This is a genomic window from Ktedonosporobacter rubrisoli, assembly GCF_004208415.1.
Lineage (GTDB): Bacteria > Chloroflexota > Ktedonobacteria > Ktedonobacterales > Ktedonobacteraceae > Ktedonosporobacter > Ktedonosporobacter rubrisoli.
In genome coordinates, this window is record NZ_CP035758.1 from 8,350,325 (window position 1) to 8,363,122 (window position 12,798).

The following is a 12,798-nucleotide window of genomic DNA, read 5'->3' on the forward strand; positions in this document are numbered from 1 at the left end:
GCGCTGCTGCTCGGCTCCATTGCAGCAACGACATAGAGATGAGGGGATGATGGCCGGTCACATCGCTCTTAAAAAGATGCGCAGCTCTGTTTCACCAGGGCTGTGAAGAACCAGATTATTTGAGAAAAAGAAGATGAGATTTATGTAAGTTTCGTCAGCCAGGTATGCCCGGGATGGACGAGAGCAAGGGATTGAGCCAACCATTCTCGACGCTTTCCATCAAGCGCGGGGAGTGTCCTGGCAAAATCCGCCTCATCCTTGGGGCGTAGCCCCTTGGCTTTGTAGAACAACTGAATTTCTGGAGCAAGATAAGGAATGCCATCCTCGTTTATTGATCCCAGCGTAGAGAGAGGACCACGAATCTGTGCCGTGCGACGAGAAATCCATTGATCCTGCTCGGCATCGATGACCATCAATTGGAGCGCCCAGGGAGCATTCTTGTGCTGACGGCACCAGATGTCGTGGACCGATGCTGCGAGAGGTGCGTCCCGCTTCCATTCTTGGAAGGGCCACGAACCGGGTAATAGCTCCGGGTGTGCTTCTTGAACATCCCACCCTTGAAGCAGCGCGCGGATCTCGTGCTGATCTCGGCGCAGAAAGAGGATATCGATATCCTCATGCTCTCGTGTTTGAACGCCGAGGAAGAGATCGAGCGCCCAGCCACCGGCGATCCACCAGGGAACGGTGAGTGAAGAAAAAAACCTGGCCACGTCCTCTGGTTGCCACGGCTGCCATGACCCAAATTGATTCGTCACGTGTGCCTACCTTGCCTTCCAAATAGTGTGTACTTCTTTTCTTATGCAAAGATTGCATCTATTTGATTTGCTCCGCCAATTCTAAAATAATTCCCTCTGGCCCGCGAACGTAGCAGAGCTTATAGCTTCCTTCAAAGTGTTGGATCTCACCAAAGATTTCCATCCCTCGCTTTTTCAATTTGGCTACAATAGCTTCAATATCTTCAACAACAAAGGCGATATGCCGAATACCGGGAGTATTGGCCAGAGATGGCCGGATACCTTGTTCATCCGGGGGCGAATAATATTTGACGAGCTCTATGTTTGCCTGGCCATCGGATGTACCTAGCATTACAAATGCTGTTCTAGCGTCATTAAGCCCAACTATTCGATCCAACATCTTGCCTTCCATTTCTCCTTCCCCCAGCACCTCAAGTCCAAAATCAAGAAAAAAAGCTTTTGCAGCCGCAAGATCATTGACGATTACGCCCACATGATCTATTCTCTGGATTTTCATATCTCGTACCTCCTACACCTTATACGGCCTTACCTTTGATCTCTTAGGGGAGTCTACCTGAGGCTGATCTGGAAGTCAAACCGCCCTGTCAATGAGGAGCGGGAGCTATCTTTCATGAACAGCAAACAGTCAGCGTGCCCTTTCTCTCGATCACTTGACACTCTTTGTACCTCAATGTATACTCTTTTTAACTTAATAACTAAGCAAATTTTTTGAAATATTACTTATCCAATAAGTAATATTTCGGCATAGAAATGATGAAAGCCCTGTGTTCACATCCAGGAAACAAGGAGTTAAGAGGAGAGGAGAAGCTATGTCAGGGGCATTTTTGCAGGAATAACTCATACCTAATGGAGGAAGCAGATGTCAAGCAAGCACACGCAACGAAGCAAGGTATCAAACGGAGACGTCAAACTGGCAGTCAGCCTGACCGGCAAGGGGCAACAGCTCATTTTCTTCAACGGCCTTGGGGCGACTCAGGCGATTTGGAAGAGCGTCATTCGCCATTTGACCGGTCAGTACCAGGTGGTCACCTTCGATTTCCGCGGGCATGGCAAGGCTACAGGGGCAAAGGACTATTCCTTTGACAGTTTTCTGACCGATGCGGAAGCAGTTCTCGCAGCTTGGGGGAAAGACAAGCCTCTCCTGGTCGCCTGGTCGATGGGCGCTGACCTGGCTATTAGGTATGCTGCAGCCCATCCAGGGAGCGTGGGAGGCATATTGATTATTGACGGCGCTCTGCCGGCTCAGCTCATTGATGACCCAGAAGAGGTGAAGCGCCTGCTCCACAATCCCTGGATGCGGCTCGGATTTTTTGCGCTCGGGCTTATTGGAATGGGCTACCAACTCTCTCCTGACGAGCAACTCACTCTCAATATGCAGCTCGATGCTAGCCGAAAGCTTATCCTGCAGGTCTATGAAAAGCTAGATTGCCCGGTTGAGCTCATTCTTGCCTCTAAAACCGCTGGTGAAAAGGGAGCATACGCGAGCCGAATCAATATGTTATGGCTGGCTGCTGCCGAGCGACTTGCAAGCACATATCCAGCTCTTCCCATCCATTGGTTAGAGAGCATTCACCAGCTCCCCCTCAAAAAACCTGTTGAGTTAGCCAGAGCTATCGATGATTTTTCGCGACGGGTTAAGAGGGAGGGCTAGGGCTAGCAGACCTCACCCGTCTCGTCATCGACCAGGCGGGAACCTGGGATGATCCGTCGATAGATAAGAAAGCCGTGGGGGCAGCAGTGCAGGCGCTCAATCTGCCAGGCAAAGGGCGCGAGCTGTTCCAGGCGTTGTTCAGCTCTGGCCCGCGCCTGCTCCTCATCGACGGCGTAGACTCTTACCAACTGGCCCCACTCCTGCTTGCCCTCGCCGGCAGGAACGCCTCCCACAATCCACAAATATTCACGATGTTGCCCCATTGCCGTGTGCTCCTTGTCCACTATGCCATACAACATACCCGCTAACCATCCTAAAACTTGCCGACCTGACCTAGCTGCTTTCAGGCCTTGGTGGTGAACAATACAGCGCGGCCAGAGTGAGAATCTGCTGCGTCGTACTTGGTTTGGTAAGATAGTCCTCGAAGCCGACCAATCGAGCCTTCAAGCGGTCAAGCAGACCGTTACAGCGCGTGTGAAGAACCAGGACCGTACCGGCGTAGGTCGCCTGTTTGCGCAAGAGGATAGCGACCTGATAGCCGTCAAGGCGCGGCATCACCAGGTCCATGAGGATCAAGCGTGGGACCGAACCACCGTCGCGCAGCCAGCGCAGCATACTCACGCCATCGGGGAAGGAGCGCACCGCATAGCCCTCGCGCCGCAAGGTATATTCAAGGATCTTGCGCACCGTGGGCGAATCGTCGGCGACAAGAATCGAGCCCACCGCCGGCTCTAGAGCTGGCAACAAACAGACAGGCTTCATGGCTCTGTTCCCTCCTGTCTCTCTACAGGCAGATCAAGCACATACATGTGGCATGTTTCGTCATAGTGGTAAGCCACCTTGTGGTGTTCAAGCCAGGTCTCGCAAGCCCTGATCGTCTCCCTCAACTTCTCCTTCTCATAGACTAGATGCGCAATCGGCTGCACAATCTTGGCCCGGCTCAAGGCATCCAGTACGATCAGTATGGTTTGTCGCGACGGCTTGCGCTCACTCTTGCTATACTCATTCATACGCAAAATCCTTCCCACTTTTACAACTTGTTTGCCTTCCGCAAAAAGTTCCCCCAAAAATCCTTAATAAGCACCTGACATACTGTTGTGCAGAAGAGTAGGCGGGAGATAGCAGCCCTGCACCTGGTCGAAACGAAAGGGGATGCGCCAGCGCAAGAGCCACTTATAATGCTGATAGAATATTGTCCGAAGCTGCACGCGAATATGCGAAGGTAACGAGGTATTGTAGGCGCGATAGGCCTGGTTGAGTTGGCTCAACACGTCAAGTACCATCTGTCTGGTTAGCGGAGATTGCTTCCTGTCTTCCATCTTTCTGTCCTCCCTGGCTTCTTCTTTGATTGCATGTGTAGAGATATCACGACCCGCCTGCCAATGTAAGCTATACTTTTAGAGCTCTGCGAGCCCTTACAAGAATGCATTATACCCACATACAGCCCAAATTACAGGAAAAATTCACCTTGTTTTACCCGCGTTTTACCCTCTTTATCACCGCAAAATCACCACAAAATCACCAGCAAGCATACTGTATTATTGGGAAATAGATGTATAGTATTAATATAGAGATAGAAATATGATAATAAGTGATGTTTGCTAGGAGGGGAAGATTTGGAAGAAATTGTAAAACAAGCGGGCAGGCTCCAAGAGGCGCGTTATCCCAATACTCTTGACAGTTCCATCAGGAGCCTGGGAATGAGAAAGGCAGAGATTGCCGCAAAGATAGGGATTTCCAAGAATACGATGAGCCGCTATATACAAGGCTCGCATCCGGTTCCCAACCATATACGGCAGCGTTTTGCCGACGTATTAGGTATCCCTGAAGCGCTCCTCTTTCCACCGCAGGTAAGTCCATCTCCACAGCAGCATCTTTCTCTGTTGCAAGCTTCTATGAATCCCTCGGGTGTTATAATACAAAGCGAAAAAGGACGATTTGACATAACGCAAAAAGAAGAAGAGGGATTTATGGACCCGGCTCGCAGAAACATACTCATGAAGACGGTTACTGCAGCTGCTGTGTTCGCCGGCGAGCAATTAGCGGCTCCTTCAGCTCAGGAACTTGTAGAACGTCTTTCCCGTATCTTTGGTTCTGCACCCCCGCATCTGATAGATAAACAAAGCGTGGAATATTTACAACTCAGACTTGAACGATCCTGGGCCGATCAGCGAGCTAGACATCTGCCTCCACAGGCCTTATTGCGCTATCTCCTTAAAGACCTTTCTGAACTGACCAACCTTTTAGAAAGATCCTTACCGCTTTCCCTACGACCCCGTATCGTTACGATTACAGGCGCGACCGCATTACTGGCAGGAATACTCTCCTATGAGGCCTGGAATGATGCTCAAAGTCAGTCCTTTTATCAAATCGCAATAAATGCAGCTCGTGAGACAGAAAATCCGGCTTTGGAAGCCGTAGCATGGGGCTGGAACAGTCTTCTTGCTCAGTATAGCGGGCATCCCGAGCAGGCGCTTCACTATGTCCAGCATGGGCTCATCTCTCAAGCTCAAGTGCATCAAGAAATCGTAGGCTGGTTAGCGGCAATTGAAGCGGAGCTCTATGCAACCCTGGGAAACGCAAGGGCATCCCTGCAGGCGCTTCAGCGCGCCTCCGAAATCAAGGGAGAGCCGGGTCGAAATTGGGGTGAGACCTTCTGGGCGCATTTTGAGCCGAGCCAATATAGAGGCTATCAGGGCATATGTTACTTACGGTTGGCACAGAACGAACCGGCAAAGAGGCGCTATGTTGATCGAGCTCAGGAAGTCTTACAAGGGACGCTAGAGGAACTTGATAGAAGCACAAGGCATAGGCGCCCCACGCTCATTGTAGATGTAGCCACTACGTATGCCTTGCAAGACAAGAAAGAGCAAGCCCTTCAATACGCCCTGCAGGCCGCACAAAGTTTATCAGAGACACGTTTTATTTCGCGTGTTCCTGTGCTGCGTTTACAGTCCCTGCAAGCGTTCCTCTGCCATGTGGGCGCTTCCCCAACAGAACTGGGAGCGCTTGATGCGGCTATGAAGCATCTTTCATTGTAATGCGGCTTCTCATCATGCCACCTGGCAAACATCCAAGGATGAAAGATCTCAAAGAAGTATTGAGAGGTGAAACATCGTGAGTGAAGAACAGCAGCGCGTTCTTTAATATCATTGCATGTGCACCTTGGTGCATGGATGCATTTAGATTGGGAAAAAGCATATAAGATGCAGTCTCCCCATATCTTAATCCGCGCTCGTCGCTTTTCTGACACTCTCATGAAAGATTATACTGATGTGCAAATCGTAAGAGACTTTTATGAAGAGGTCCATGCAACAGGAGAGAAAAAGTGATCGAGTTTAAGAAATACAGAAAGGTTGCTCCTACTTTCGCCCGCGTGCTGACCGTTGAGGATCACGAGGAGCGTCATGGCGTTGTGCAAGCGCCAGAAGGACTCTTACCGTTTGTGCCTGGAGATTATCTGGCCAGAGATGCCAAAGGAGAATGGGTGATCAGGCAAGCCACGATTCAGAACAGATACCAGCGGATGGTGCCAGAAGATGAGGAGGGTTTTGCTCAATATTTGCGCACTGACGTTTCCTTTGCCGCTGCGATGCCCGAGCCATTTGTGATAGACGGCATGCGCGGCAAGGCCGGAGACTATCTGATCGTCAATAATGAGAGCGGAGGTTGGCCAGTCGATCGCGAAATCTTTGAGCAGACGTACCAGCTTGTAGAATAGCTTGCCGGAGCTGCATTCAGCCTGCCTGACTCTGACCTCTAGCTGTACAGCAGCATTCAAAAGGCTACTGTATATCCTCATGTGTGCATTTATCCTCTTGACATAACAGAAAGGTAAATATTAGAAGAGAAGCAGGCCATTCGGGCCATAAGAGCGAAGTGTATATAACCTACCTGAAGTGCTCAAATGAAGGCTCGCCATAGGCCTGATTCGAAAATCTCCTCAGTCAGGCTGGGAAAGCGGGCCGATCTTGCCCTCATGAGTCCATAAGTGGGCATGTACTGGCGTGTAAAAAATGTGCAAACGCATACTACGTACTCGAAAATCTTGCCTCTTTTGGAGCAAAAAACGATTTTCGAAGAAGGCCGCCATATGCTATACTAGCCAGAGGAAGCAGCAGAAGAAGTGAGGCGCTAGAATGCCCAGGAAAGGGGTTTGCGCGTCCAAAATGGGAAATCACACCACTGCTTACACTAGGGAGGGCTACGGTTGAGGAGGGAATGCCCGCTGTGAGGGTATTGAAAGAGGAATACGCTGCTGCTGTGTCCCGGCGGGCAACGTGTTGAGGAGGGAATGCCCGCTGTGAGGGTACTGAAAGATATTCACATGTTCCGAGGCGAATTGCACTAGAGCAGTTGAGGAGGGAATGCCCGCTGTGAGGGTACTGAAAGAAGCTATGCAAAAGATGCTCCTGAGCTTGCTACGGGAAGTTGAGGAGGGAATGCCCGTGAAGAGGGTACTGAAAGAGCTCTTGAGCAGCTTGTGTCGCATTTACATAATAGTAGAAGAGGGAAGACCCGTTGGAGGGTACTGAAAGGCCTGGGCCTGCGAGAAAGCCACAAGCCCCTTATCAAGTAGAAGAGGGAAGGCCCGGTTCGAGGGTACTGAAAGTCGTCGAGGCGACTGGTCTCAACAATCTCATGCAGACATTGAAGAGAGAAGACCCGTGAAGAGGGTACTGAAAGTGTAATATTGCTCTATTTTTTTCTTGTACGCCTAGAGGTAGAAGAGAGAAGATCCGGTTCGAGGGTACTGAAAGTAACAAGCGAGATAAGTTCTTACGATGGGCAGAAGAGTAGAAGAGGGAAGGGCCGAAGAGAGGGAACTGAAAGTCCTTTTGCCAAAGCGTCGCAGCCAGAGCGACCAGGGTAGAAGAGGGAATGCCCGCTGTGAGGGTACTGAAAGATAGGCAACACGGCTACAGCCTGGATATAATTCTTGGTAGAAGAGGGAATGCCCGGTTCGAGGGTACTGAAAGTTATAGATTTCGAGATAGCGGGAGGAGGAGCGTCTTGGTAGAAGAGGGAATGCCCGGTTCGAGGGTACTGAAAGACACATACCCGTGGACACAAATGCGGACGCGGATCTCGTAGAAGAGGGAATGCCCGCTGTGAGGGTACTGAAAGAAACTAAAGTATGTGCAAACTTGATATCTTCTTGCGTAGAAGAGGGAAGACCCGTTGTGAGGGAACTGAAAGCTATGCCAGAGACAGAGGGCGAAGAAGAGTGCATCGGTGTAGAAGAGGGAAGGCCCGTTGGAGGGTACTGAAAGTATCCGGTTCACCACTGCTGACCGAAATTTGTGCAAGGTAGAAGAGGGAAGACCCGTAGTGAGGGTACTGAAAGACCTGGGTATAGCGCAACGTCGTTTGCAATGAGGGCGGTAGAAGAGGGAATGCCCGGTTCGAGGGTACTGAAAGACCAGACCATTTGCAATCGCGGAGTAACACCGGAAGTTTAAAGGAAACGGCCCGCTGTGAGGGTACTGAAAGACTGGCAAGACGTGGACCCACTGGTTGACGACCAACGTAGAAGAGGGAATGCCCGCTGTGAGGGTACTGAAAGTGGAAGATGAGATAGCCGAGTTGAAAGCACGGCTACGTAGAAGAGGGAATGCCCGTAGTGAGGGTACTGAAAGTGCTCACAAAGAAACTCCATCGCCTCTATCAATTCATAGTAGAAGAGGGAATGCCCGTAGTGAGGGTGCTGAAAGAGCTTTGGCGTGTCCATTCCACACGCCGGATACGAGACGTAGAAGAGGGAAGGCCCGTAATGAGGGTACTGAAAGAGCGTCCGTAGATGTTACTTTGATGGCTGGCCAACGTAGAAGAGGGAAGGCCCGTTGGAGGGTACTGAAAGAAGGTGGCGTCAACAGAATACGTGGCAACGAAGGCGTTGAGGAGGGAAGGCCCGTTAGAGGGTACTGAAAGACGCCTGGAGCAAGCAGATAGGTTCGTAGTCGTCTTCAGTTGAAGAAGGAAGGCCGGTAGAGAGGATACTGAAAGACACACGCCACTCTCGTACCACCTCTTGCAAGGGGGGTAGAAGAGGGTACTGAAAGTGCACTCGGGTGAGCCATCTATCTTGCTCCATGAGAGTTGGAGAGGGAAGGCCCGTTAGAGGGTACTGAAAGTGGTCAAACAGCATTTGTCGCGCATGAACATACGTTTGGTAGAAGAGGGAAGACCCGTGAAGAGGGTACTGCAAGAGTTCATGACATTATGAGCTTCTGCTTGGCTCATCCTGTAGGAGAGGGAAGACCCGTGAAGAGGGTACTGCAAGACCAACTACCGGTACTCGGGGTGGAACTCCTTGTAGAGGTAGGAGAGGGAAGACCCGTGAAGAGGGTACTGCAAGAGATGAGCGCAAAGCTCGCTGCCTGTTGCGCAGGCGTAGGAGAGGGAAGACCCATAGAGAGGGTACTGAAAGAGTTTCCGGAGATATGCCTAATACTTCTTGTAGTGCGTAGAAGAGGGAAGGCCTGGTTCGAGGGTACTGAAAGAAGATTGCGGAATTTGAGCCAGCGGCCTGGTGCGTACTGTAGAAGAGGGAAGGCCCGGTTCGAGGGTACTGAAAGACATTTTTGCGGGTTGTGGCACACTCTGGGAGGTACGGTAGAAGAGGGAAGATCCGTGTAGAGGGTGCTGAAAGTGGAAAGGAAAGACTCGTCCAGAACCTTGCGAAGGTAGAAGAGGGAAGTCCCGGTTCGAGGGTACTGAAAGGCTGTGGTGAGCCAGACGAAGGAAGGTATGGCTCGTAAGGTAGAAGGGAGACGGCCATTTTAGAGGGTACTGAAAGAGGCGAAGCCGCTGGTGCGTTGTTCTGGTGTAAATAAAGTAGAAGAGGGAAGGCCCGGTGTGAGGGTACTGTAAGTGGCAGCTCGATCTCGTCGAGCGTGATTACGCCAGCTGTAGAAGAGGGAATGCCCGTGTAGAGGGTGCTGAAAGATACTTGATCTCTAAAATGTGGCAATAGAGGTTACATTGGTAGAAGAGGGAAGGCCCGTTGGAGGGTACTGAAAGTGCCTTCTCCAGATGATATGGCACGGGCAGGGCCAGAGGTAGAAGAGGGAAGGCCCGTTGGAGGGTACTGAAAGATTCGCCTACTTCTTGAAGTAGGAGTGATTCTGGTAAAGTAGAAGAGGGAAGGCCCGGAACGAGGGTACTGCAAGTGAAGTGGCAGGGGCTCTAGCACAACTGGAGACAGAATGTAGAAGAGGAAAGGCCCGTGTAGAGGGTACTGAAAGCCAGAGCTTTCTCCTTCCACCTGATTCTCGATTGGTTCTCCAGCAGAAGAGGGAAGGCCCGGAACGAGGGTACTGCAAGGCGTGATGCGTTAACACGTGTTGGCAAACGGCTGCGTTCCGACAGAAAACAGGGATTGTTAAGGGGGCGCCGCGACCTAGCGGATCTCGCCCTTAACCGGGGCTTGGAGGCTACGTCGCGATCAAGCGAATGAGCCCCAAATCTCCCTTCTTTTCTCTACCATCAGGCAGTACAATAATAGAATTTGATCTCCCAGGTCCCACGACATCCTCGCATTGACCACCCTTCCTAATGTTCCCTGAGCCCAAAGCCCCAAATGCACAACCCTGGCAATTTGCCGGTGTTACAAACCCTCCATCTATGAAAAATTGAAACAGCCTGGTGCATAACCTTCCTTGCTTTCCTTTGGCACTTTGTGATATATTGTCACTTAGTGACATAACATAGAGAGAACGACTGCATATGAATAGTGGTGGTCACAGCGACACAAACGAACGCAAACCGGGAGGGATGAGCGAGCAGCGCCGCCAGCGGCTTCGCATGGAGATCTCGCGCGAGGCGGCGCGCCTGTTCTGGCTGCAAGGTATCGAAGCCACAACCGGCGAGCAGATCGCAGACGCCGTAGGCCTCTCGGTACGCACCATCTGGCGCTACTTCCGCAACAAAGAGAGCTGTGCCGAACCAGTCTTGATGTATAGCGTGGAATGGTTCTTGTCGGTCTTGCGTAGCTGGCCCCTTGAGTGTTCTTTCGAAGAGCACTACGCCACGGAACTAACAAAGCTGGCAAAGCGCTATCGGGAGCCCGATGAGGAAGCCGACGACCTGGCAGCGAGTAAGATGATCGTGCTGGCCAACACGGAGCCCGCCCTGCGTACGACCTGGCTCATGGCCTGCGATCAGGTAGAACGTGAGTTTGCTGTGATCATCGCACGTCGCCTGCAGCGCGCGACCGACGATGTTGAGGTGCGCATGCACGCCGCCGCGGCCACTGCTGTAGTGCGCGTCTTCAGCGAAGCCCTCAACGCCGCCTATCTGTCGGGCACTGATCTTGCCACAATCGGCGACCCACGCGAACATTTAGCCCGCGCTGTGCGCCAGGCCACCGGCGGCGCCATCGGTGACCCCGTTGTTTCATAATAAGGAGTTAATTAGCATGCCTCCAGTTCCTCCTAACCATTCGCAGGATTCAGTAAACACCGGAGAAGCCCTGGTCCGGCCCGCACCCAATGCTGTCTCGCGTCCAGGCTGGCCCGAGATTATTGTCGGCCTTCTCGTCCTGGTGGTCGTCGGGTATGGAGTCGGCTCGCAGCTCGGGCGGCTTGGTCTCAATCCCATCGTCTACGGCCTGATCTTCACAGCGCTGTCCGGTGTGGCCGGAATCGCCGGGTTCGTGGCCGCCGCGCTGCTGCGGATTCGTTCCCTGAGCGCCTTTGGCGTTCGCCGGGTCCCCTGGCGCTGGCTCCTCATCGGGATTGGGGCGGGACTGCTAGCCTTTGTACTCAAGATTCTAGTGACTATGGCCTACGTCCGCATCACCAATGATACTAACAATATTCAGAATGTGTATGCACAAGGTGGCAGCGGCGGCGTGCTGTCCCTGGTCCTGGCCACGGTGTTTCTCGCTCTCCTCACACCACTCGGTGAAGAACTGCTCTTCCGGGGCGTCATCACCACAGCTTTGCTGCGCTACGGCCCGGTCATCGGAGTTGTTGGTAGTGCCGTAATTTTCGGCCTCGCCCATGGCATCAACATCGTCTTGCCTACAGCACTCGTCGTCGGCCTCGTCAACGCCGAACTACGGCGCCGCAGCGGCTCGGTCTGGCCTGGTGTCATTGCCCACGCTGTCGTCAACCTGCCCACGGTCGCAGTAATGGTAGCCGCCGGCATCCACTGACCCGGCGCCTGACCCATACCGGCCAGAGCTACATGCTTTATGCAAAGGCCAGCCAGGCTCGCTGACAACAAGTGGAAGGAGCTCAAATCTTTGGAGATCTCTTTCCACGTTTTCCCACCTGCAGAAAAGTCCGCCAGGCCCATAGAGCTCCAATCCCCACAAAAACCGCAAGAATTTCCTAGCCCATCTTCTTATCAGCATGCTATCTTAGCGCAAAAGAGCAAGAAGTGCCTCATCTTTCGCTTCCAGAACAGTCTCTTTTTCTGGGCGCGAAACAAGAGGCATCTCTTATCTATAAATCAAGGAGAAAAGAAGATGCACGAGCAGACTCCTTCTACTGACAACTATGTGATGGGCCGGGCGCCAGCAGAAACGCGGCGCTTACAGGCCCAGTCCCAGCTCATGAACCCTGCCACTCAGCGGATGATTGAGCAGGCCGGAATCACAGCAGGGATGCTGGTGTTGGACGTGGGAAGTGGTGCGGGTGATGTCGCCATGCTCTTGGCTGAGCGAGTTGGTCCAAGGGGGAGCGTGCTGGGAATAGACATAGACCCAACGGTGATTGAGACGGCGCGGGCGCGGGTCGAGGCTGCCGGATACACGAATGTTTCCTTTCTGGTAGGGGATATTGCCACCCTGCCCCTAGAGGCCGAGTTTGATGCCATTGTGGGCCGGCTTGTCCTCGTTTATCAGCCTTCCCCAACTGCCATCGTGCGGCGGCTGGCCCATTTTCTGCGTCCAGGAGGGATCATCGCTTTCCAGGAAATGGATATGGTGCACTCTGCCACGGCTCCAGCACATCCATCCAACCAGCTGTTTGAACGAGTCGTTACCTGGTCGGTAGAAGCGTTTAGGCATGCAGGCCTGCCGATCCGCATGGGCCTGGAACTGTATACAGTCTTTACCGATGCTGGCTTGCCCGCCCCTCATTTGAGTGGGGAGGCGACATTTCTGGTGGGAACAGACTGGACGGCCTATGACTGGACAGCCGAGACGACCCGCTCTTTGCTTCCCCTTATCCTGAAGTTTGGCGTGGCGACAGCCGAAGAAGTCCAGATCGAGACCTTAGCTGAGCGCCTGCGCGCTGAGGCTCTCAGCCAGCGGCTTGTGGTACGAGGACCCGATCTTATAGCCGCCTGGACGCGCATTCCCTGAATCTCCGCCGAGTAAGGCTTTGGGTCTTTCCAGCTCTCCAAAAAAGGATTGTTAAGGGGGCGTGGCCGCTAGATCGC

General features: G+C 52.6%; 12 protein-coding genes. 6 read left to right on the forward strand and 6 right to left on the reverse strand.

What is annotated here, in order from left to right; genetic code table 11:
* Positions 1-140: 140 nt before the first annotated feature.
* Together EPA93_RS36265 and EPA93_RS36270 are read right to left on the reverse strand one after the other, a co-directional pair.
* Positions 141-755: a nucleotidyltransferase domain-containing protein gene (locus tag EPA93_RS36265; RefSeq protein WP_129892199.1), complete on the reverse strand. Its 615-nt coding sequence runs from the start codon at positions 753-755 to the stop codon at positions 141-143.
* A gap of 58 nt (positions 756-813) precedes the next feature.
* Positions 814-1,251, reverse strand: coding sequence for a VOC family protein (locus EPA93_RS36270; RefSeq protein WP_129892200.1), 438 nt, complete (start codon positions 1,249-1,251; stop codon positions 814-816).
* A 363-nt stretch (positions 1,252-1,614) separates the two neighbouring features.
* Between EPA93_RS36270 and EPA93_RS36275 the strand changes: the two genes are divergently transcribed.
* The gene (locus EPA93_RS36275) at positions 1,615-2,406 is read left to right on the forward strand and encodes an alpha/beta fold hydrolase (protein WP_129892201.1); all 792 of its coding nucleotides are present in this window, start codon (positions 1,615-1,617) and stop codon (positions 2,404-2,406) included.
* Between the two features lie 2 nt (positions 2,407-2,408).
* Here the strand turns inward: EPA93_RS36275 and EPA93_RS36280 are convergent, their stop codons facing one another.
* The 4 genes from EPA93_RS36280 to EPA93_RS36295 all read right to left on the reverse strand — a co-directional run bounded on the left by EPA93_RS36280 (position 2,409) and on the right by EPA93_RS36295 (position 3,725).
* Entirely contained in the window at positions 2,409-2,669 is a 261-nt protein-coding gene (locus EPA93_RS36280; RefSeq protein ID WP_129892202.1) for a hypothetical protein, read from the reverse strand.
* A gap of 70 nt (positions 2,670-2,739) precedes the next feature.
* Positions 2,740-3,168, reverse strand: a complete 429-nt coding sequence (locus EPA93_RS36285; RefSeq protein WP_129892203.1) for a response regulator — start codon at positions 3,166-3,168, stop codon at positions 2,740-2,742.
* Entirely contained in the window at positions 3,165-3,416 is a 252-nt protein-coding gene (locus tag EPA93_RS36290; RefSeq protein ID WP_129892204.1) for a hypothetical protein, read from the reverse strand. Before EPA93_RS36290 ends, EPA93_RS36285 begins: the two co-directional genes overlap by 4 nt.
* 63 nt (positions 3,417-3,479) lie before the next feature.
* Positions 3,480-3,725 carry a hypothetical protein gene (locus EPA93_RS36295; RefSeq protein ID WP_129892205.1) on the reverse strand — a complete coding sequence of 82 codons (246 nt, stop codon included), beginning with the start codon at positions 3,723-3,725 and terminating at the stop codon, positions 3,480-3,482.
* 297 nt (positions 3,726-4,022) lie between these two features.
* Here EPA93_RS36295 and EPA93_RS36300 point away from each other — a divergent pair, with 297 nt between their 5' ends.
* The 5 genes from EPA93_RS36300 to EPA93_RS36320 all read left to right on the forward strand — a co-directional run bounded on the left by EPA93_RS36300 (position 4,023) and on the right by EPA93_RS36320 (position 12,721).
* A complete protein-coding gene (locus EPA93_RS36300; RefSeq protein WP_277988692.1) occupies positions 4,023-5,447 on the forward strand; it encodes a helix-turn-helix domain-containing protein in 1,425 nt (474 codons plus the stop codon).
* Positions 5,448-5,734: 287 nt separating this feature from the next.
* Positions 5,735-6,127 carry a hypothetical protein gene (locus EPA93_RS36305; protein WP_129892207.1) on the forward strand — a complete coding sequence of 131 codons (393 nt, stop codon included), beginning with the start codon at positions 5,735-5,737 and terminating at the stop codon, positions 6,125-6,127.
* A gap of 4,007 nt (positions 6,128-10,134) precedes the next feature.
* Positions 10,135-10,809 (forward strand): TetR/AcrR family transcriptional regulator, encoded by a 675-nt coding sequence (locus EPA93_RS36310; protein ID WP_207229290.1) that lies wholly within the window; start codon positions 10,135-10,137, stop codon positions 10,807-10,809.
* A complete protein-coding gene (locus EPA93_RS36315; protein WP_207229291.1) occupies positions 10,799-11,566 on the forward strand; it encodes a CPBP family intramembrane glutamic endopeptidase in 768 nt (255 codons plus the stop codon). Before EPA93_RS36310 ends, EPA93_RS36315 begins: the two co-directional genes overlap by 11 nt.
* A gap of 315 nt (positions 11,567-11,881) precedes the next feature.
* Positions 11,882-12,721: a class I SAM-dependent methyltransferase gene (locus tag EPA93_RS36320; protein WP_165423633.1), complete on the forward strand. Its 840-nt coding sequence runs from the start codon at positions 11,882-11,884 to the stop codon at positions 12,719-12,721.
* Positions 12,722-12,798 lie beyond the last annotated feature (77 nt).

What these genes read in the sequence shown, in the direction of transcription:
- EPA93_RS36270 (WP_129892200.1), bottom strand. Translation starts at nt 1,251, where the DNA reads ATGAAAATCCAGAGAATAGATCATGTGGGCGTAATCGTCAATGATCTT.
- EPA93_RS36320 (WP_165423633.1), top strand. Translation starts at nt 11,882, where the DNA reads ATGCACGAGCAGACTCCTTCTACTGACAACTATGTGATGGGCCGGGCG.
- EPA93_RS36310 (WP_207229290.1), top strand. Translation starts at nt 10,135, where the DNA reads ATGAATAGTGGTGGTCACAGCGACACAAACGAACGCAAACCGGGAGGG.
- EPA93_RS36280 (WP_129892202.1), bottom strand. Translation starts at nt 2,669, where the DNA reads ATGGGGCAACATCGTGAATATTTGTGGATTGTGGGAGGCGTTCCTGCC.
- EPA93_RS36275 (WP_129892201.1), top strand. Translation starts at nt 1,615, where the DNA reads ATGTCAAGCAAGCACACGCAACGAAGCAAGGTATCAAACGGAGACGTC.
- EPA93_RS36290 (WP_129892204.1), bottom strand. Translation starts at nt 3,416, where the DNA reads ATGAATGAGTATAGCAAGAGTGAGCGCAAGCCGTCGCGACAAACCATA.
- EPA93_RS36295 (WP_129892205.1), bottom strand. Translation starts at nt 3,725, where the DNA reads ATGGAAGACAGGAAGCAATCTCCGCTAACCAGACAGATGGTACTTGAC.
- EPA93_RS36285 (WP_129892203.1), bottom strand. Translation starts at nt 3,168, where the DNA reads ATGAAGCCTGTCTGTTTGTTGCCAGCTCTAGAGCCGGCGGTGGGCTCG.